At 71.7% G+C, this 17,486-nt stretch carries 13 protein-coding genes and 2 pseudogenes; 7 read left to right on the top strand and 8 right to left on the bottom strand.

The genetic code is table 11. From position 1 onward, the window contains the following. Positions 1-83: 83 nt before the first annotated feature. Positions 84-677 (top strand): isopentenyl-diphosphate Delta-isomerase, encoded by a 594-nt coding sequence (gene idi / locus HEP85_RS33085; protein WP_329291836.1) that lies wholly within the window; start codon positions 84-86, stop codon positions 675-677. A 58-nt stretch (positions 678-735) separates the two neighbouring features. Here idi and HEP85_RS33080 read toward each other — a convergent pair whose 3' ends face one another. Continuing rightward, positions 736-1,242 (bottom strand): ATP-binding protein, encoded by a 507-nt coding sequence (locus HEP85_RS33080; RefSeq protein WP_168534261.1) that lies wholly within the window; start codon positions 1,240-1,242, stop codon positions 736-738. Between the two features lie 299 nt (positions 1,243-1,541). On the opposite strand from HEP85_RS33080, the gene HEP85_RS33075 reads away from it, so the two are divergent. Beyond that, on the top strand, positions 1,542-2,309 hold the full coding sequence (locus HEP85_RS33075) for an enoyl-CoA hydratase/isomerase family protein (RefSeq protein ID WP_168531173.1): 768 nt from the start codon (positions 1,542-1,544) through the stop codon (positions 2,307-2,309). On the opposite strand, the gene HEP85_RS33070 is transcribed toward HEP85_RS33075, so the two are convergent. Together HEP85_RS33070 and HEP85_RS33065 are read right to left on the bottom strand one after the other, a co-directional pair. Continuing rightward, a complete protein-coding gene (locus HEP85_RS33070; protein WP_168531171.1) occupies positions 2,296-2,931 on the bottom strand; it encodes a DJ-1/PfpI family protein in 636 nt (211 codons plus the stop codon). The genes HEP85_RS33075 and HEP85_RS33070 overlap by 14 nt on opposite strands. A 16-nt stretch (positions 2,932-2,947) precedes the next feature. Then, positions 2,948-3,901: a GlxA family transcriptional regulator gene (locus HEP85_RS33065; protein ID WP_168531169.1), complete on the bottom strand. Its 954-nt coding sequence runs from the start codon at positions 3,899-3,901 to the stop codon at positions 2,948-2,950. 125 nt (positions 3,902-4,026) lie between these two features. Here HEP85_RS33065 and HEP85_RS33060 point away from each other — a divergent pair, with 125 nt between their 5' ends. The 3 genes and pseudogenes from HEP85_RS33060 to HEP85_RS33050 all read left to right on the top strand — a co-directional run bounded on the left by HEP85_RS33060 (position 4,027) and on the right by HEP85_RS33050 (position 8,040). Then, positions 4,027-4,893, top strand: a complete 867-nt coding sequence (locus tag HEP85_RS33060) for a hypothetical protein (RefSeq protein WP_168531167.1) — start codon at positions 4,027-4,029, stop codon at positions 4,891-4,893. A gap of 88 nt (positions 4,894-4,981) precedes the next feature. Beyond that, positions 4,982-7,382: pseudogene (locus HEP85_RS33055) on the top strand (Tex family protein). Between the two features lie 85 nt (positions 7,383-7,467). Beyond that, positions 7,468-8,040 (top strand): putative glycolipid-binding domain-containing protein, encoded by a 573-nt coding sequence (locus HEP85_RS33050; protein WP_168531163.1) that lies wholly within the window; start codon positions 7,468-7,470, stop codon positions 8,038-8,040. Positions 8,041-8,062: 22 nt separating this feature from the next. Here the strand turns inward: HEP85_RS33050 and HEP85_RS33045 are convergent, their stop codons facing one another. Beyond that, positions 8,063-9,703: an ABC-F family ATP-binding cassette domain-containing protein gene (locus HEP85_RS33045; RefSeq protein WP_168531161.1), complete on the bottom strand. Its 1,641-nt coding sequence runs from the start codon at positions 9,701-9,703 to the stop codon at positions 8,063-8,065. 193 nt (positions 9,704-9,896) lie between these two features. Between HEP85_RS33045 and HEP85_RS33040 the strand changes: the two genes are divergently transcribed. Beyond that, a complete protein-coding gene (locus HEP85_RS33040; RefSeq protein WP_248002160.1) occupies positions 9,897-10,868 on the top strand; it encodes an FAD-dependent oxidoreductase in 972 nt (323 codons plus the stop codon). Positions 10,869-11,051: 183 nt separating this feature from the next. Here the strand turns inward: HEP85_RS33040 and HEP85_RS33035 are convergent. Then, positions 11,052-13,013 (bottom strand): annotated as a pseudogene (locus tag HEP85_RS33035) (Xaa-Pro dipeptidyl-peptidase). 216 nt (positions 13,014-13,229) lie between these two features. Here HEP85_RS33035 and HEP85_RS33030 point away from each other — a divergent pair. Further along, complete coding sequence (locus HEP85_RS33030) at positions 13,230-14,729, top strand: M1 family metallopeptidase (protein ID WP_168531159.1); 1,500 nt, start codon at positions 13,230-13,232, stop codon at positions 14,727-14,729. A gap of 86 nt (positions 14,730-14,815) precedes the next feature. Here the strand turns inward: HEP85_RS33030 and HEP85_RS33025 are convergent, their stop codons facing one another. From HEP85_RS33025 to HEP85_RS33015, 3 genes are all read right to left on the bottom strand, one after another. Next, entirely contained in the window at positions 14,816-15,313 is a 498-nt protein-coding gene (locus tag HEP85_RS33025; protein WP_248002159.1) for a hypothetical protein, read from the bottom strand. 119 nt (positions 15,314-15,432) lie between these two features. Beyond that, on the bottom strand, positions 15,433-15,912 hold the full coding sequence (locus tag HEP85_RS33020; RefSeq protein ID WP_168531157.1) for a macro domain-containing protein: 480 nt from the start codon (positions 15,910-15,912) through the stop codon (positions 15,433-15,435). Between the two features lie 63 nt (positions 15,913-15,975). After that, positions 15,976-17,445 (bottom strand): amino acid permease, encoded by a 1,470-nt coding sequence (locus tag HEP85_RS33015; RefSeq protein ID WP_168531155.1) that lies wholly within the window; start codon positions 17,443-17,445, stop codon positions 15,976-15,978. Positions 17,446-17,486: the final 41 nt, after the last annotated feature.

Here is a 17,486-nt window from a genome sequence, read left to right as displayed (position 1 = left end):
GACATGCGGGGAGCCGCGAAGTGCCGGGAGTGCCGGTTTCGTACGGCAGACTTGGGACTCGAAGACCGATGCGAAGGATGGGTATGCCGATCACACCTGCCACCGCGACGCACAGTTCGTCGAACGGCACCGTTGAAGCGATCTTGCTCGAGCTGGTCGACGAGGACGGCAATACGATCGGCACGGCGGAGAAGCTCGCCGCCCATCAGCCACCCGGGCAGCTGCACCGGGCCTTCTCCGTCTTCCTCTTCGACGAGCGCGGACGGCTGCTGCTCCAGCAGCGCGCCCTGGGCAAGTACCACTCCCCCGGTGTGTGGTCCAACACCTGCTGCGGCCACCCCTACCCCGGCGAGGCCCCCTTCGCGGCGGCCGCCCGCCGGACGTACGAGGAGCTCGGGGTCTCCCCCTCGCTGCTCGCGGAGGCGGGCACGGTCCGCTACAACCACCCGGACCCGGAGTCGGGGCTGGTGGAGCAGGAGTACAACCACCTCTTCGTCGGGATGGTGCAGGCGTCGCTGCGGCCCGACGCGGAGGAGGTCGGCGACACGGTCTTCGTGACCGCCGCCGAGCTCGCCGAGCGGCACGAGAAGGATCCCTTCTCGTCCTGGTTCATGACCGTCCTGGACGCGGCCCGCCCGGCGGTCAGGGAGCTGACGGGCCCGTCCGCCGGCTGGTGACGGACCCGTGGGGGGCGCCTCCGTGCCTCCCGGCGGGATCCAGGCTTCCCGGCAGGATCTAGACGACGCTCGGCGTGAGCGGCAGGGCGGCCCAGATCACCTTGCCGCCGCTCGCCGTGTGCTCGACGTCGCACACCCCGCCCGACTCCCTGGTGACCTCCCGCACCAGCAGCAGCCCGCGCCCGCCGGTCTGGCCGTGGTCCGCCTCCAGGGCCGTCGGGCGGTAGGGGTGGTTGTCCTCCACGGAGACACGCACCCACTCGGCACCGACGGCCACCTCGACGGCGAGCGTCGGGGAGAGCAGCGCCGCGTGCCGGACGGCGTTCGTGACCAGTTCGGAGACGATCAGCAGGAGCCCCTGGACGAGGTCGTCCGAGGCGGGCACCCGTTGCCGCGCGAGCAGGTCACGAACGGCGTGTCGCGCCTGCGGCACCGAGGCATCGGCAGCGGGAGCGGTGAACCGCCACACCCCCTCGTACGGCAGCGGACCCGGCGGTCTTTGATCGGGAGGCACGTCCCCGCCGCCTTCGGGACGGGAGTCGAACCCCCGCCCGTGGTTCTCCATCGTCCGGTCGCCACCCTTGCGCTCGATTGTCACCACACGTCGAGTGTGGGAACGCGCTGGTCCGGACCCGATGACTGAACAGAAGTCAGCGACTATCGACGTTTTCCGACCGTCGCCGCATGACACGGTCGACCGGACGACCACTTCCGCCTTCTTTGTGTCCACTTCGAGAACTATTCGGGTTGTACGGGTTTGCCGCCGAGGTCTCGCGGCGCATCCGGTGTCCGCCGGGGCGGGCCGCCTCGGACGCACCCGGCCTCGCTGATCGCGCGTTCGAGGGTGCGGATAGCATCCGGCGTATGGAGCCGCAGCTGCTGCACAGCGTGGGCGACGGCATCGCCACCGTCGTCATCCACCACCCGGCCAAGCGCAACGCCATGACGGCCGGGATGTGGCGGGCGCTGCCGCCCCTGCTCGACGGGCTGGCCGCCGATCCGGCCGTCCGCGCGGTGGTGCTCACCGGGGAGGGCGACACCTTCTGCGCGGGGGCCGACATCTCGACCCTGCGCGGCTCCTCGGACGAGGCGCAGGGCCTGGCCGTACGGGCCGAGGACGCGCTCGCCGCCTTCCCCAAGCCGACGCTCGCGGCCGTCCGCGGATACTGCGTCGGCGGCGGTTCACAGCTCGCGGCGGCCTGCGATCTGCGGTTCGCGCAGGCCGGCGCTCTGTTCGGGGTGACCCCGGCGAAGCTGGGAATCGTCTACCCCGCCTCCGCCACCCGGCGTCTGGTGTCGCTCGTGGGACCGGCGACCGCCAAGTACCTGCTGTTCTCGGGCGAGTTGATCGACGCGGAGCGCGCGCTGCGCACGGGCCTGGTGGACGAGGTGCTGGCGGGGGACGAACTCGACAAGCGGGTGACGGAGTTCACTCGGGTCCTGGCGGCGCGGTCGCTGCTGACACAGGCGTCCGCCAAGGAGTTCGCGAACGGGCGGACCGACCGGGACGCCCACTGGGCGGAGCAGGCACGCGGCAGCGGCGACACCGCGGAGGGCGTCGCCGCCTTCCTGGAGCGCCGCCCGCCACGGTTCACCTGGACCACACCGGTTTCCGGCCCTAGCGGAGGATGAACCGGCTCCTCCCGCGGAGCTCCTCCACCAGGTGCGCGGGCGCCTTCCGCGGGGACCCCGCGTCGTAGGGCGGCTGCGGGTCGTACTCCGTCAGCAGCTGCACGGCCTGGGCGTGTTCGTCGCCCGCGATCCGGCCGAGCAGGTGCAGCCCCATGTCGATGCCGGACGAGACGCCGGCCGCCGTCACGTACTTCCCGTCGAAGACCACCCGCTCCCCCGTCGGTTCGGCGCCGAACTCCTTGAGGGTGTCGAGGGCCAGCCAGTGCGAGGTGGCCCGGCGGCCGTCGAGGAGCCCGGCCGCGGCCAGGAGCAGCGAGCCGGTGCACACGGAGGTGGTCCAGGTACTCGTGGTGTCGGCGGCGCGCAGCCAGTCCAGGAGGACCCGGTTCTCCATCTGCGGTGTCTGCCCCGGACCGCCGGGCACCACGACGATGTCCGGGTGCGGTACCTGGTCCAGGGTGCGGTCGGCGGTGAGTGCCAGATTGCCGGTCTCGTTGCGGACCGGGCCGGTGCGCTCGGCGACGAAGACGGTCTCGGCGCCGGGCAGCCGGCCGAGGGTCTCGTAGGGGCCCACCGCGTCCAGGGCGGTGAAGCGGTCGTAGAGGACGATGGCGATCTGCATGCGGGTCCTTTCCCGTTCAGTGCGTGGGTGCGGGGCGGAAGCGGCGCCGGTATTCGGCCGGGGCCGCGCCGAGCGCCCGGAGGAAGGCGCGACGCATGGCCTCCGGCGTGCCGTAGCCGCAGGCGCGGGATATCTCCGCGACGCCGTCGGCGGTGTCCTCGAGCAGACGCCGGGCGTGTTCGAGACGGACCCGGTCGACGTACCGGCCGGGTGTCACGCCCGTCTCGGACTGGAAGGCGCGCGCGAAGTGCCGCGGCGAGAGCCGGGCACGGGCGGCGAGCGACTCGACGCAGAGGTCCTCGCCGGGGTGTTCGGTGATCCACTGCTGGACCTCGCGCAGGGGTTCGCGCCGGGCCGTCTGCGCGGCGAGCTGTGCGCTGAACTGGGCCTGGTTGCCCGGACGCCGCAGGAAGACGACCAGATGACGGGCGACCGTGAGGGCGGTCTCGCGGCCGAGGTCCTCCTCGACGAGCGCGAGGGCGAGGTCGATTCCGGAGGTGACGCCCGCGGAGGTGGACACCCGGCCGTCGCGTACGTAGATGGGGTCGGGGTCGACCTGGACGGCCGGGTGGTCGCGGGCGAGCTTGTCGCAGTACGCCCAGTGGGTGGTCGCGCGGCGGCCGTCGAGCAGGCCCGCCCGGGCGAGCAGGAGGGCGCCGGTGCAGACCGAGACCAGGCGGTCGGCGCGGGGGCCGTGCACCCGCAGCCAGTCGGTGAGGCGGGGGTCCGGCTGCCGGGTGCCCTGCCCGCCCGGGACGAGCAGGGTGTGCGGGGCGGGCGCCTCGGCGAGGGTGCCGTCGGGGACGAGGGTCAGACCGCTGGAGGTGCGGACCGGTGCGCCGTCCAGGGAGGCGGTACGGACGCGGTACGAGCCGGCCCGGGAGATCTCGGCGCCCGCGAAGACCTCCGCGGGACCCGTGACGTCGAGGCTCTGCACCGCGTCGAAGAGGACGACCAGGACGGTTCGCATGTCTTCGATTCTTGGCGGGACCGGCGAGGGCCGCAAGGACGAGTACCCCACCTTTCCTGCCACGGCCGTGGATGTCTCCACGCCCACCCGTTCCCCACGTACTGACCAGTCGGTAACCTACGGTCATGACCACTCCTCTGCCCGAGCGCGCCGGACGGCGCTGCCACAACGTCCTCAATCCGCTGCACTCGACCCACTACTTCTCCCCGGACCTGGACCGCGAGCTCACCGCGGTCGGCATCGACGACAGCCGGGGCGCCTACTTCGCGGTGCGGGCCGCGGCCATGGGACCGGTGGGCCCGGGCACGGTGACGGCGACGTTCTACAACTTCCGCCACGAACTGGTGGCCCGGCACGTGCCCGGGGTGTGGGAGAAGGCCTCGCCCGAGACCGTCCTCGCGGCACGCGCGCGCGGCGTCGACGCGACGCTGCGGCGGCTGCTCGGCGAGGACGTCCTCGCCTCCAAGGAGATGGCCGAGGCCGCCGAGCTGGCCCTGCGGGCGGCCGAGGCCTGCACCAGGACGGCGCGCCCGCTCTACGCCGCGCACGCGGACCTGCCCGTGCCCGACGCGCCGCACCTCGCGCTCTGGCACGGCGCCACGCTGCTGCGCGAGCACCGGGGCGACGGCCACCTCGCGGTGCTGCTCGCGGCGGAACTCGACCCGGTCGAGGCGCTGGTGAGCCACACCGCGACCGGCAAGGGCATGGCACCGAAGTGGGCACTGGGCACCCGCGGCTGGTCGCGTGCCGACTGGGAGGCGGCGGTGGAGCGCCTGCGCGGACGCGGACTGCTGGACGCGGAGGGCGAGTTGACGCAGGCCGGCACCGCGTTGCGCCAGGAGATCGAGGACCGGACGGATCAGCTGGACCGGGCCCCGTACGAGCATCTGGGCGCCGCGGGCGTGGAGCGCCTCACCGAACTGGCGAAGGGACTGCTGATGACGGCGCTCGCGGCCGGCGCGTTCCCCGAGGGCATGACCGGCAAGGGCTGACACCGCCGAACGGCGCCCTGATCCCCCGTTGTCGGTGTCACCTGCCACAATTGCCGCGCAACCTCTGTGGAGAAGGCGGTACGGGATCGTGACGACACCCCTCGTAGGGTCCATCGAAGGCAGGATCGCCGAGGAGCTCGGCGTACGGGAACGGCAGGTCAAGTCCGCCGTCGACTTGCTCGACGGCGGTTCGACGGTGCCCTTCATCGCCCGCTACCGCAAGGAAGCGACCGAGATGCTCGACGATGCGCAGCTGCGCACCATCGAGGAGCGGCTGCGCTATCTGCGGGAGCTGGAGGACCGGCGCACGGCGATCCTCGAATCGGTGCGCGAGCAGGGCAAGCTCACCGAGGAGGTCGAGGCCCAGATCCGGGGCGCCGAGACCAAGGCGCGCCTGGAGGACATCTATCTGCCGTTCAAGCCGAAGCGGCGCACGAAGGCGCAGATCGCCCGCGAGGCCGGTCTGGAGCCGCTGGCCGAGGGCCTGCTCGGCGACCCGACGGTCGACCCGGTGGCCGCGGCGACGGCCTTCGTCGACGCCGACAAGGGCGTCGCCGACCCGCAGGCGGCCCTGGACGGCGCCCGCTCGATCCTCACCGAGCGCTTCTCGGAGGACGCCGACCTGATCGGCGAGCTACGGGAGCGCATGTGGGTGCGTGGACGCCTGTCGGCCAAGGTGCGGGACGGCAAGGAGGAGGCGGGCGCCAAGTTCGCCGACTACTTCGACTTCGCCGAGCCCTTCAAGGAACTGCCCTCGCACCGCGTCCTCGCCATGCTGAGGGGCGAGAAGGAAGAGATCCTCGACCTCGTCCTGGAGCCCGAGGAGCCCGCCGAGTCCCCGACAGCGCCTTCGTCGTACGAGGGGATCGTCGCCCAGCGTTTCGGGATCGCCGACCGCGGCCGTCCCGGCGACAAGTGGCTGAAGGACACGGTCCGCTGGGCCTGGCGGACCCGCCTGCTCGTGCACCTCGGCATCGATCTGCGGCTGCGGCTGCGCACCGCCGCCGAGGACGAGGCGGTCGACGTCTTCGCGGCGAACCTGCGGGACCTGCTGCTGGCCGCTCCGGCCGGCACGCGCTCGACGCTGGGCCTGGACCCCGGATTCCGCACGGGCGTGAAGGTCGCCGTGGTCGACGCGACCGGCAAGGTCGTCGCCACGGACGTCATCTACCCGCATGTCCCGGCGAACAAGTGGGACGAGGCCGTCGCCAAACTCGCCCGGCTCGCCAAGGAGCACACGGTCGACCTGATCGCGATCGGCAACGGCACGGCGTCACGCGAGACGGACAAACTCGCCGGTGAGCTCATCACCAAGCACCCCGAGCTGCAGCTCACCAAGGTGATGGTCTCCGAGGCGGGGGCGTCGGTGTACTCCGCGTCCGCGTTCGCCTCGCAGGAGCTGCCCGACATGGACGTGTCGCTGCGCGGTGCCGTCTCCATCGCGCGCCGGCTCCAGGACCCGCTGGCCGAGCTGGTGAAGATCGACCCGAAGTCCATCGGTGTCGGGCAGTACCAGCACGACCTGTCCGAGGTGAAGCTCTCCCGCTCCCTGGACGCGGTCGTGGAGGACTGCGTGAACGGCGTGGGCGTGGACGTCAACACGGCCTCCGCCCCGCTGCTCTCCCGTGTCTCCGGCATCACCTCGGGACTCGCCGAGAACATCGTGACGCACCGTGACGCCAACGGCCCTTTCCGCTCCCGTACGTCCCTGAAGAACGTGCCCCGGCTCGGCCCGAAGGCGTACGAGCAGTGCGCGGGCTTCCTGCGGATCCGGGGCGGGGACGACCCGCTGGACGCGTCCAGCGTGCACCCCGAGGCGTATCCCGTGGTGCGGCGCATGGTGAAGTCGGCGGGCAGCGAGGTCGCGACCCTGATCGGCAACACCGGTGCGCTGCGCTCGCTCAGGCCGGCCGACTTCGTGGACGAGACGTTCGGTCTGCCGACCGTCTCGGACATCCTGAAGGAGCTGGAGAAGCCGGGGCGCGACCCGCGGCCCGCGTTCAAGACGGCCACCTTCAAGGAGGGCGTCGAGAAGCTCTCCGACCTGTCGTCCGGGATGGTGCTCGAAGGGGTCGTCACGAACGTGGCCGCCTTCGGCGCCTTCGTGGACATCGGCGTCCACCAGGACGGTCTGGTCCACGTCTCGGCGATGTCCAGGACGTTCGTCAAGGACCCGCGGGATGTCGTGAAGCCCGGTGACATCGTCAAGGTGAAGGTGCTCGACATCGACATCCCGCGCAAGCGGATCTCGCTGACGCTGCGCCTGGACGACGAGGCGACCGCGTCGGACCAGCAGGGTGAGGGCGGGCGTCCGCAGCGGGGCGGACGGCCTCCGCAGCAGCGCCAGCAGCAGCGTCAGCCGCGGGGCGGGGCGGGCGGTGGCGGTGGCGGAGGTTCGCGGCAGGCCGCTCCGGCGCCAAGCCAACAGCGCGATGGCGGACGCGCTGCGGCGCGCGGGGCTGGTGGACCCGAAGAAGGGCCGCCGTTGACTTGCGGATGAGCGGTGGCCGGCCGCGCGGTTTCCCGCGCCCCGAAAGGGGCGCGGCACCGGGCCCACGCTCCTAGAGTGACCGTATGGCCAGCTCGCGTGTCCTTACCTGGGCCGTCACGGAGAGCAAGGGGTTCGAGACCTCTTGGATCATGTCCGGCGCCCGCTCTCTGCGGGCGCGCGGGCGCGCCGTCGGAACGGTTCCCGAGCCGTACTGGATCTCCTACGAGCTCGACACCGTCGACGGGTTCGTGACCCGGCGGCTGTGTGTGAGCGCCGAGACGGCCTCGGGCACCCGCACGCTCGACCTGCGGCACGACGGTGAGGGCCGCTGGACGGCGGACGGGGAGTGGCTGCCCGATCTCGGCGGCGCCCTCGACTGCGACCTGGGGCTGTGCCCACTGACGAACACCATGCCGGTGCTGCGCCACGGGCTCCATCTCGCCCCGGGCGAGCGGGAGTTCCTGATGGCCTGGGTGTCCGTGCCGGACCTCGCGGTGCGGGCGTCGCAGCAGACGTACGCCCATCTGGGCAGCGACGGCGAGAGCGGCCGGGTCCGCTTCTCCTCCGGGGACTACCGCAGTGACCTGGAGTTCGACGCGGACGGATTCGTCGTCGACTACCCCAGGATGGCGCGGCGGCTGGCGGAGGCCCGGTAAGTACCGTGCCCGGACAGGCCCCTCAGCGCTCCGTCACCTTGCCCGCGGCCACTTCCAGACGGCGCGTGGTGTGCACGGCGTCGAGCATCCGGCGGTCATGGGTCACCAGCAGCAGCGTGCCCTCGTACGTGTCGAGGGCCGACTCCAGCTGCTCGATCGCGGGGAGGTCGAGGTGGTTGGTCGGCTCGTCGAGGACCAGGAGGTTGACCCCGCGCCCCTGGAGCAGGGCCAGCGCCGAACGGGTGCGCTCGCCCGGGGAGAGGCTGGTGGCCGGGCGCAGCACGTGCTCCGCCTTGAGCCCGAACTTGGCGAGCAGGGTGCGGACTTCGGCCGGTTCGGTGTCGGGGACGGCGGCGCAGAACGCGTCGAGCAGGGACTCCGGGCCGTGGAAGAGCTTGCGGGCCTGGTCGACCTCGCCGACGACGACACCGGAGCCGAGGGCGGCGTGCCCGGCGTCCAGCGGGACGCGGCCGAGCAGAGCGCCCAGCAGGGTCGACTTGCCCGCGCCGTTGGCGCCCGTGACGGCCACCCGGTCCGCCCAGTCGATCTGGAGCGTGGCGGGCCCGAAGGTGAAGTCGCCGCGCCGCACCTCGGCGTCCCGCAGAGTGGCGACCACCGCTCCGGAGCGCGGCGCGGCCGCGATCTCCATGCGCAGTTCCCACTCCTTGCGCGGCTCGTCCACGACGTCGAGCCGTTCGATCATGCGCTGGGTCTGCCGGGCCTTCGCGGCCTGCTTCTCACTGGCCTCGCTGCGGAACTTGCGGCCGATCTTGTCGTTGTCGTTGTTCGCCTTGCGCCGGGCGTTCTTCACTCCCTTGTCCATCCAGGAGCGCTGCATCTGGGCGCGCCCTTCGAGGGCGGACCGCTTGTCCGCGTACTCGTCGAAGTCCTCGCGGGCGTGCCGGCGGGCGGTGTCACGCTCCTCCAGGTACGCCTCGTAGCCACCGCCGTACAGCGTGATCTGCTGCTGAGCGAGGTCGAGTTCGAGCACCTTGGTGACCGTGCGGGTGAGGAACTCGCGGTCGTGGCTGACGACGACGGTGCCCGCGCGCAGGCCGGAGACGAACCGTTCGAGCCGCTCCAGACCGTCCAGGTCGAGGTCGTTGGTGGGCTCGTCGAGCAGGAAGACGTCGTAGCGGGACAGCAGCAGCGAGGCCAGCCCCGCGCGGGCGGCCTGCCCGCCGGACAGGGCCGTCATCGGCTGGTCCAGGTCGACCGCGAGGCCGAGGGAGTCGGTGACCTCCTCCGCCCGCTCGTCGAGGTCGGCGCCGCCGAGGCCGAGCCAGCGCTCCAGGCTCTCCGCGTAGGCGTCGTCCGCGCCCGGCGCGCCGTCGACGAGCCCCTGCGTCGCCTCGTCCATCACCCGCTGGGCCTCGGCCACGCCGGTGCGCCGCGCGAGGAAGGCCCGTACGGTCTCGCCGTCCCGGCGCTCCGGCTCCTGCGGCAGATGCCCGACCACCGCGGACGGCGGGGACAGCCGCAGCTCCCCCTCCTCGGGCGTGAGCAGCCCGGCGAGCAGCCGCAGCAGCGTGGACTTTCCCGCGCCGTTGGCGCCGACGAGCCCGATCACGTCGCCGGGCGCGACGACGAGGTCGAGCCCGGTGAAGAGCGAGCGGTCGCCGTGTCCGGCGGCGAGGTTCTTGGCGACGAGAGTGGCAGTCATCAGGAGGCCGATCCTAACGGCCCGGCCGGCCTGCCGTGGACCCCGCGTTCCGTGCGCCACCGGCCGCCCGCACGCGTGCGTCCGCCGCCCTCAGCGCCGCGTGTCCGCCCCGCGGCGCCGTGCGCGGGCTGTGGGTGTCCCCGGACGGGGAGTGACGTGAGCACGGCATGACATGTTCCGCTAACGTCCCCGCGTGGAGAACACGCGAAGCGACGACGTGATCGTGGTCGGCAGCGGTGTCATCGGACTGACGACGGCCGTCGTCCTGGCCGAGCGCGGCCGGCGGGTGCGGGTGTGGACGCGGGAGCCCGCCGAGCGGGCCACCTCGGCGGTCGCCGGAGCGCTGTGGTGGCCGTACCGCATCGAACCCGAGGCCCTCGCCGGTGAATGGGCACTCCAATCACTCTCCGTGTACGAGAAGTTGGCGGAACGGCCGGAAACGACCGGGGTACGCATGGTCGACGGCGTACTGGCGGGGTCGCGTCCGGACACGCAGGGCACGTGGGCCGCCCGGGTACCGGGACTGCGGGCGACCACGCCCGAGGAGTACGCGGGAACCGGGCTGCGCGCACGGCTGCCGCTGATCGACATGCCGGTGCATCTGCGGTGGCTGCGTGAGAGGTTCACGGCGGCCGGCGGGACCATCGAGACACGCACGGTGACCGATCTCGCCCGGGTGCCGGCGCCGGTCGTCGTCAACTGCGCGGGGCTGGGGGCGCGCTCGCTGGTCCCGGATCCGGCCGTACGGCCCGTGCGCGGACAGCTCGTGATCACGGAGAACCCCGGCGTCGACTCCTGGATCGTCGCCACCGACAAGATCGCCGGGACGAGCACGTACGTCTTCCCGCATCCCGGCCGGCTGGTGCTCGGCGGCACCACCGACGAGGACGACTGGTCGCTCACGCCCGATCCGGCGACGGCCGCGCGGATCGTCGAGCGGTGTGCCGCCCTGCGCCCCGAGATCGCGGGGGCGCGTGTCCTCGGTCATCTGGTGGGACTGCGTCCGGTACGCACACCGGTGCGGCTGGAGCGTGAGGTGCGCGCCGACGGGCGGGTCGTGGTGCACCACTACGGCCATGGCGGCGCGGGGGTCACGGTGGCCTGGGGATGCGCGCGGGACGCGGCCGCGCTCGCCGTGGGCGAAGACCCGGCCGCGACGCGCTGACCCGCGGCTGCGGCCGGACGGTCCGTGACCGCGGGTCCGGCCGCCCGAACGCACCTCCGGCGAACGGTGGTCGGGCCCGGACGCGCGGACAGGTCTCCGGCCGGCGGCGCGGGTGGATGCCGGTGTCGCCGGGGCCGTGACGGTGGGTGACCGGCTCGGCCCCGGCGCGCGTCCGGGACGCCGTCAGTGGCGGTCGCCCGGAACCCGCTGGGCCGTGCGCGGATCGCCGACGCCCTCGTGGACGGACGGACTCGCGGCCGTGCCGGTCCCCGCCGTCGCCCTGCCGAAGGCCTCGGCCCCTCCGACCACCGGGACCCGGGCCGACGTACGGGAGAGGTCGAGTGTCAGGGTCGGGGTGCTGGAGGGCGGGTCGATGAGATCCCGGTCGGTGCCGGCGACGACGAGTGCGAGCCGGTGGCCGGCCGGCACGACGTGGTCGGTGGCGGCCAGGTCGAGCGTGATCGTGTAGGCCTTGCCGGGGGTGAGCGGTACTCCCTTGCCCGGTGACGCGGAGGTGCCGAGGTCGGCCCAGCCCCGGCTGAGGACGGTGGCGCCGACGTCGGTCGTCGCGGCCTGGGTGTCCCTGTAGCAGGAGCTGTCGCCCGCGGTGCTCGCTCCCCAGCAGGTCCGGTCGGTGAGAGTGGTGATGCCCTCGCCGCCGCCCGCGTAGTCGCGGATGGTGTCGGGGCCAAGGTCGACCAGGACCGCGCTGAGGTGGGCGCTGGAGGTGGTCGGTGTGGCGGTGACGGTCACCTCGGAGGAGCCGGACAGGCGCAGGTCCTTGGTCAGCGGCCCGGTGACGAACCCGGCCTTCTCGCTGGTGGACTCGTCGATGTGGGCCGCCCAGTCGGTCTCGCTCAGCGCCGGGTCGTCGGTGAACGTCTCCGTTCCGGAGCCCTTGCGCAGTCCGAGGGTGCCGACGCCCTGCTGGCTGCCCGTGCCCGGGCGCAGGGTGGCCGTCCCGGTGGAACGGGGCGGCCAGACGGACGTGGTCACCCACTGGTCGGGGTGGCGCTCGATGTCGGCCATGGGCGCGCGGTCGATGCCGTTGTCGTAGCCGAGCAGTTCATGGTCGAACCAGCGGTGCAGGGTGTCGACCCAGGCGCCGCGGCGGAAGTCGAACGGGTCGACGTGACCGGTCTGGGAGAGCCAGATCTTGCGCTCGACGCCGTTCTTGGCGAGGGCGCTCCACCACTAGCCGAAGTTCTTGGTGCGGACGTTGAGGTCCTCCATGCCGTGCGTGAGGAAGACGCTGGCCCTGACCTTGCCGGCGTCCTTCACGTAGTCGCGCTCGGTCCAGAACGGTGTCCAGTCGCCGGTGCGCGGGGCGCCCGCGACGATCTTCCGCTGCACGGCGGCGCACCTGGCCCGTGCGTCGGGACTGTCGACGTAGTCGGAGAGCCAGTCCGGTCCCGAGTCGTAGAGCGGGGCGCCCTGGGCGAAGTAGTAGTCGTACCAGGAGGAGATGGCGCTGATCGGCACGATGGTCTTCAGGCCCTTCACGCCGGTGGCGGCGACCCCGTTGGCGATGGTGCCGTCCCAGCTCTTGCCGATCATGCCGGTACGGCCGTTGGTCCAGGTCGCTCTGGCCGGGGCGGCGCCGGTACGGGTGGTGTAGGCCCTGGCCCGGCCGTTCAGCCAGTCGACGACCGCCTTCGCGGACTGGATGTCGGAGCGGCCCCCGACGTCCACACAGCCGTCGGAGCGATTGGTTCCGGCCAGGTCGACGCCGACGAAGGCGTAGCCGCGGGGCACGAAGTAGTTGTCGTAGAAAAGCGGCATCTGGACGACGTTCCCGTGCGCGTCGTACGTCTTGAGCTGGCTCTCGTTGCCGCGACCGCAGCAGGAGTAGTACGGGCTGGCGTCCATGATCACGGGCACCTTGCGGCCCTGCCGGGCGGGTTCGCGGGGCCGGACGATGTCGACGGCGACGCGGTCGTTCCTTCCGTCGCCGTCGCCGTCGAGGCCGGTGTCGACCCAGACGGATTCGCGGACGGCGTTGTCGTAGGAGTAGATGGGAGCGCTCTCCCGCACGGTGGCGTGCGCGGCGGCGGGGGTGAGGAAGGCGGCCATCAGGGCGGCCGTGGCCACCGTCGCGAGCGATCTCCAGGTCGTGAAGCGTATGCGGCGCGCTGGTATCGGCATGCGCGGACGGTACCCCGGTCAACTCCTGTGCAAAAGGGGGCACTTGGAAGCTTCACAGAGGGAAAGTCCGGTGCGGACGGGGCGGGTGCGGCGTTCCGGCGAAAGGTGTCGGCCGAATGGCGATCGTGTGACAGGGGCGGCCGTGGACACGGCCGGGGTCACCGGGACTCAATAGGCTCCGAACTGTCCTTGTGCCCCCACGACTTGGAGCTTGACGTGCACCGCAGACTCATCGCCCCGGGCGCGCTCGCCGCCTCCCTGCTGCTGGCGATCCCGGCATCGGCGGCCGACTACACCCCCGGGGCGCCGGGCATCGGCGACCCCTACTACCCGGCCTACGGCAACGGCGGGTACGACGTCTCGCACTACGACCTCCGGCTCACCTACCAGCCCACGACGGACGAACTGGAGGGCACGGCCACCCTGTTGGCCACCACCACGCAGGACCTCTCGCGCTTCGACCTGGACTTCCTGCTCGACGTGAGCGAGGTGCGGGTCAACGGCGCGAAGGCCTCGTTCACCACCTCGGGCCAGCACGAGCTGGAGATCACCCCGGCGACCCCGCTGCCGAAGGGCACCCCCGTCACCGTGGTGGTCCGCTACAGCGGGGTGCCGTCCACGAAGAGCGCGTACGGCTTCTCGACCTGGCACCGCACTCCGGACGGCGCCGTCGCGGCGGACGAGCCCGAGTCGGCCTGGTGGTGGTACCCGAGCAACGACCACCCGAGCGACAAGGCGACCTACGACGTCTCGGTGGCGGTGCCGGACGGCACCCAGGCCATCTCCAACGGCACGCTCCAGTCGACGAGTTCGCAGCGCGGCTGGACCCGTTACAACTGGCGCTCGAACAAGCCGCAGGCGACCTATCTGACCACGCTCGCCATCGGCAGGTTCGACATCACCACCGGGAAGACGTCCGACGGCGTCCCGGTCGTCAACGCGTACAGCAAGGACCTCGGCGACAACGACGGGGCCGCGCGGGCGAGCGTCGAGCGGACCGGGGAGATCGTCGACTGGCTGACCGGCTACTTCGGCCCGTACCCCTTCAACTCGGTCGGGGGTTACGTCCCGAACACCACCACCGGGTACGCGCTCGAGACCCAGACGCGCGTGTACTACAGCCCTCGGCAGTTCGCGAACGGTTCCAATACCTCCGTGGTCGTGCACGAGCTGGCGCACCAGTGGTACGGCGACGACGTGTCGCTGGCCGGGTGGAAGGACATCTGGATCAACGAGGGCTTCGCGCGGTACGCGCAGTGGCTCTGGTCCGAGCACGAGGGCGAGGGGACGACGCAGGAGCTCGCGGACTACACGTACGCCTCGCACCCGGCGGACGACGCCTTCTGGACGGTGAAGCCCGGTGACCCCGGTCCGGACAACCAATTCGACACGGCTGTCTACGACCGGGGCGCGCTGGCGATCCAGGCGCTGCGCAACGAGATCGGGGACGACGCGTTCTTCACCGTGCTGAAGGGATGGCCGAAGGAGCACCCGTACGGGAACGCCACGGTCGAGGACTTCCGGAAGTACGCGGAGCGGGTGTCCGGCAAGTCTCTCGCCCCGCTCTTCGACACCTGGCTGTTCCAGCCGTCGAAGCCGGCGGCGCCCGCCACGCGGGGCGCCTCGCTGTCGGCGGCCCGGGACCACAAGGGGGTCCCCGCACAGCCCAGGTCGTGGAAGAAGATCGCCGCGACCGACTCCGTCCACTCCGGCTGAGTTCAGGGCCCCGGCCGTGGGCCGGGGCCCGGTGTCCGTGCGGCCGCCCGTCCCTTCCGGGGCGGGCGGTCGTTCGACGGCGGGTGTCAGCTGCCGTGCTGCGCGGGGGTTCCGATCGGCTCGCCCACGATGCGGCTCGCCAGGTCGGAGGCCAACTCCGACACCGCTATGCGGAGTTCGACCTCGGCGGCCGCGCGCTCGGACTCGACGCGGGCGCGGCCCTCGGCCAGGACGGCCTCGCGGGCGCGCTGCCCGTCCTCGCGGGCCTCGACGATCAGGGTGGCGCCCCGTTCGTGGGCGTCCTGCCGGATCCGGGCGGCGTCATGACGGGCCTCGGCCAGAAGTGCCTCCGTCTGGGCGCGCTCACGCTCGGCGCGGGCCCGCACGGCGTCGGTCCGTTCCCTGGTGCCGTTGATCGCGTCGTCCCGCGCCGCGAGCACCCGGTTCATCCGGGGCAGTATCCGGGCGATGAGCACGTAGACGAGGGCGAACAGCGGCAGCGCGAGGAGCAGATCCTGAACCTTCGGGTTGAGTGGGCCGATCGGGTACGGGATGAGGTCCATGGCCGTGATGTACCCGTTCACGCGTGCGAACCAACGAGGTTCTGCGCCAGAGTTGACCGAAAGCAACCCCCGGCCGACCCCTGCCGCCCACTCGGCCGTCGCGACCGTCCCGTCCGTCGCGGTCGTCCGTCACACGTCGCTCACCCCTCGTGGTCGTACACCGTCACCGCGATCCCCCGCTGCACCAGTCGCTGGGTGATGAGCGGCTCCACACGCGACCAGGTTCCGCCCGCCAGGCCGCAGCCGATACGGGGCATGTGGACGGACGCCTCGAGTGCGACGGCCTGGTCCGCCAGCCGTCCGAGCGCCGCGTCGATGGCCTCGTACCGGACGGGGACCCCCTTGCTGCCCGTCCGGATGCCCCGCTGGCCTATCAGGTTCGCGACCCACACGTGCCGTTCGACCTGGACGAACTGGGCGGCGCCCAGCCCGAAGTCGTTGTGTGCGCGGCCGCGGTGCCAGGCGCGGTAGGCCTTCTCCGGCTCCGGCCAGCGGCGGGAGAGCGCCAGCACGAAGCCCTTCCCCCAGCCCCCGATGTCGTTGCAGACATGCGCGATCAGCTTGACGCCCTTCACCGACGGAACGGTGGCGTCACCCCGGACGTACGTGATCCCCGACATGGCGCCACCGTAGACGCCGGCACCGACAACGCTCCTCGAGCCGCTGCCGGACCGCGTTCGGCGCTACTTCGTGAGCCCGCTCAGTTCCTCGTCCGCCGCCTTGGAGACCCGGCGGCGGACGGCGAACCAGCCGCCGACCAGCAGGGCCGCGATGACCGGGATGAGCAGCAGGGTCTTGCGGCCGACCTCAGGGTCGTTCCACATCAGGCCGAGCACGGCCAGCAGGAAGAGGATCGTCACGGTCTCCGTGAAGGGGCTGCCGAGGAGACGGAAGGACGGGCGCGTGACCAGGCCGGCCTTGGCGCGGCGGACGAACACCAGGTGACAGATCATGATGATCACCCAGGTGCTGATGATGCCCAGGGACGCCACGTTCAGGACGATCTCGAAGGCCTGGTCCGGCATGAGGTAGTTCAGGCCGACACCGAGCACGCACACCGCGCAGGTGAGCAGGATGCCGCCGTAGGGCACCTGGCTGCGGTTCATCCGCGCGGTGAATTTGGGCGCGGAGCCCGCCGTCGCCATGGAGCGCAGGATGCGGCCGGTGGAGTACAGGCCGGAGTTCAGCGACGACATGGCTGCCGTGAGCACGACCAGGTTCATGACGTCACCGGCTCCCGAGACACCGATCTTCGACAGGACCGTGACGAAGGGGCTCTCGTCGGCGGAGTAGACCGAGCCGGGGAGCAGCAGCGCGAGCAGAACGACCGAGCCGACGTAGAAGAGGCCGACGCGCCACATGATCGAGTTCACCGCGCGCGGGACGACCTTCTCGGGCTCTGCGGTCTCGCCCGCCGCGACACCCACCAGTTCCAGGGCCGCGTAGGCGAAGATCACGCCCTGCATCACGAGGACCACCGGCATCAGGCCGTGCGGCAGGAGACCGCCGTGGTCCGTGATGACGCTCAGACCGGGCTTCTGGCCGTCCACGTCGTGGTGGGTGGCCAGCAGGAAGATGCCGACCAGCATGAAGGAGACCAGGGTGGCGACCTTGATGATCGCGAACCAGAACTCCATCTCGCCGAAGATCTTCACCGAGATCAGGTTGACGGCCAGGACCACCGCGAGGGCGATCAGGGCCAGCACCCACTGTGGGATGTCGGTGAAGAAGCTCCAGTAGTGCGTGTAGAGCGCGATCGCGGTGATGTCGGCGATGCCGGTCGTCGACCAGTTGAGGAAGTACATCCACCCGGCGACGTAGGCGCCCTTCTCGCCGAGGAACTCACGCGCGTACGACACGAAGGACCCGGAGGAGGGCCGGTAGAGGACCAGCTCACCGAGGGCGCGTACGACGAAGAAGGCGAACGTTCCGCAGACGAGGTACGCGATCGCCAGTGCGGGGCCCGCGCTGTGGAGGCGTCCGCCGGCGCCGAGGAAGAGTCCGGTGCCGATCGCGCCGCCGATGGCGATCATGTTGACGTGACGCGGCTTGAGGTCCTTGCTGTATCCGGCGTCGCCCGCGTCCGCGGGCGTTCGGGCCGCGTCGGTGCGGGCTGCGGCGGCCTTGGCCGTGTCTACGGCGTCCTTGCTCACGGGTGGATCCACTCTCTGGTGCGCCCGACGCACAGTGCACG

Origin of the sequence: Streptomyces sp. RPA4-2, from assembly GCF_012273515.2 — a bacterium.
GTDB classification, from domain to species: Bacteria; Actinomycetota; Actinomycetes; order Streptomycetales; family Streptomycetaceae; genus Streptomyces; species Streptomyces kaempferi.
Note: the sequence above shows the minus strand (reverse complement) of the source record. Positions and strands in the feature narration are given on the sequence as shown.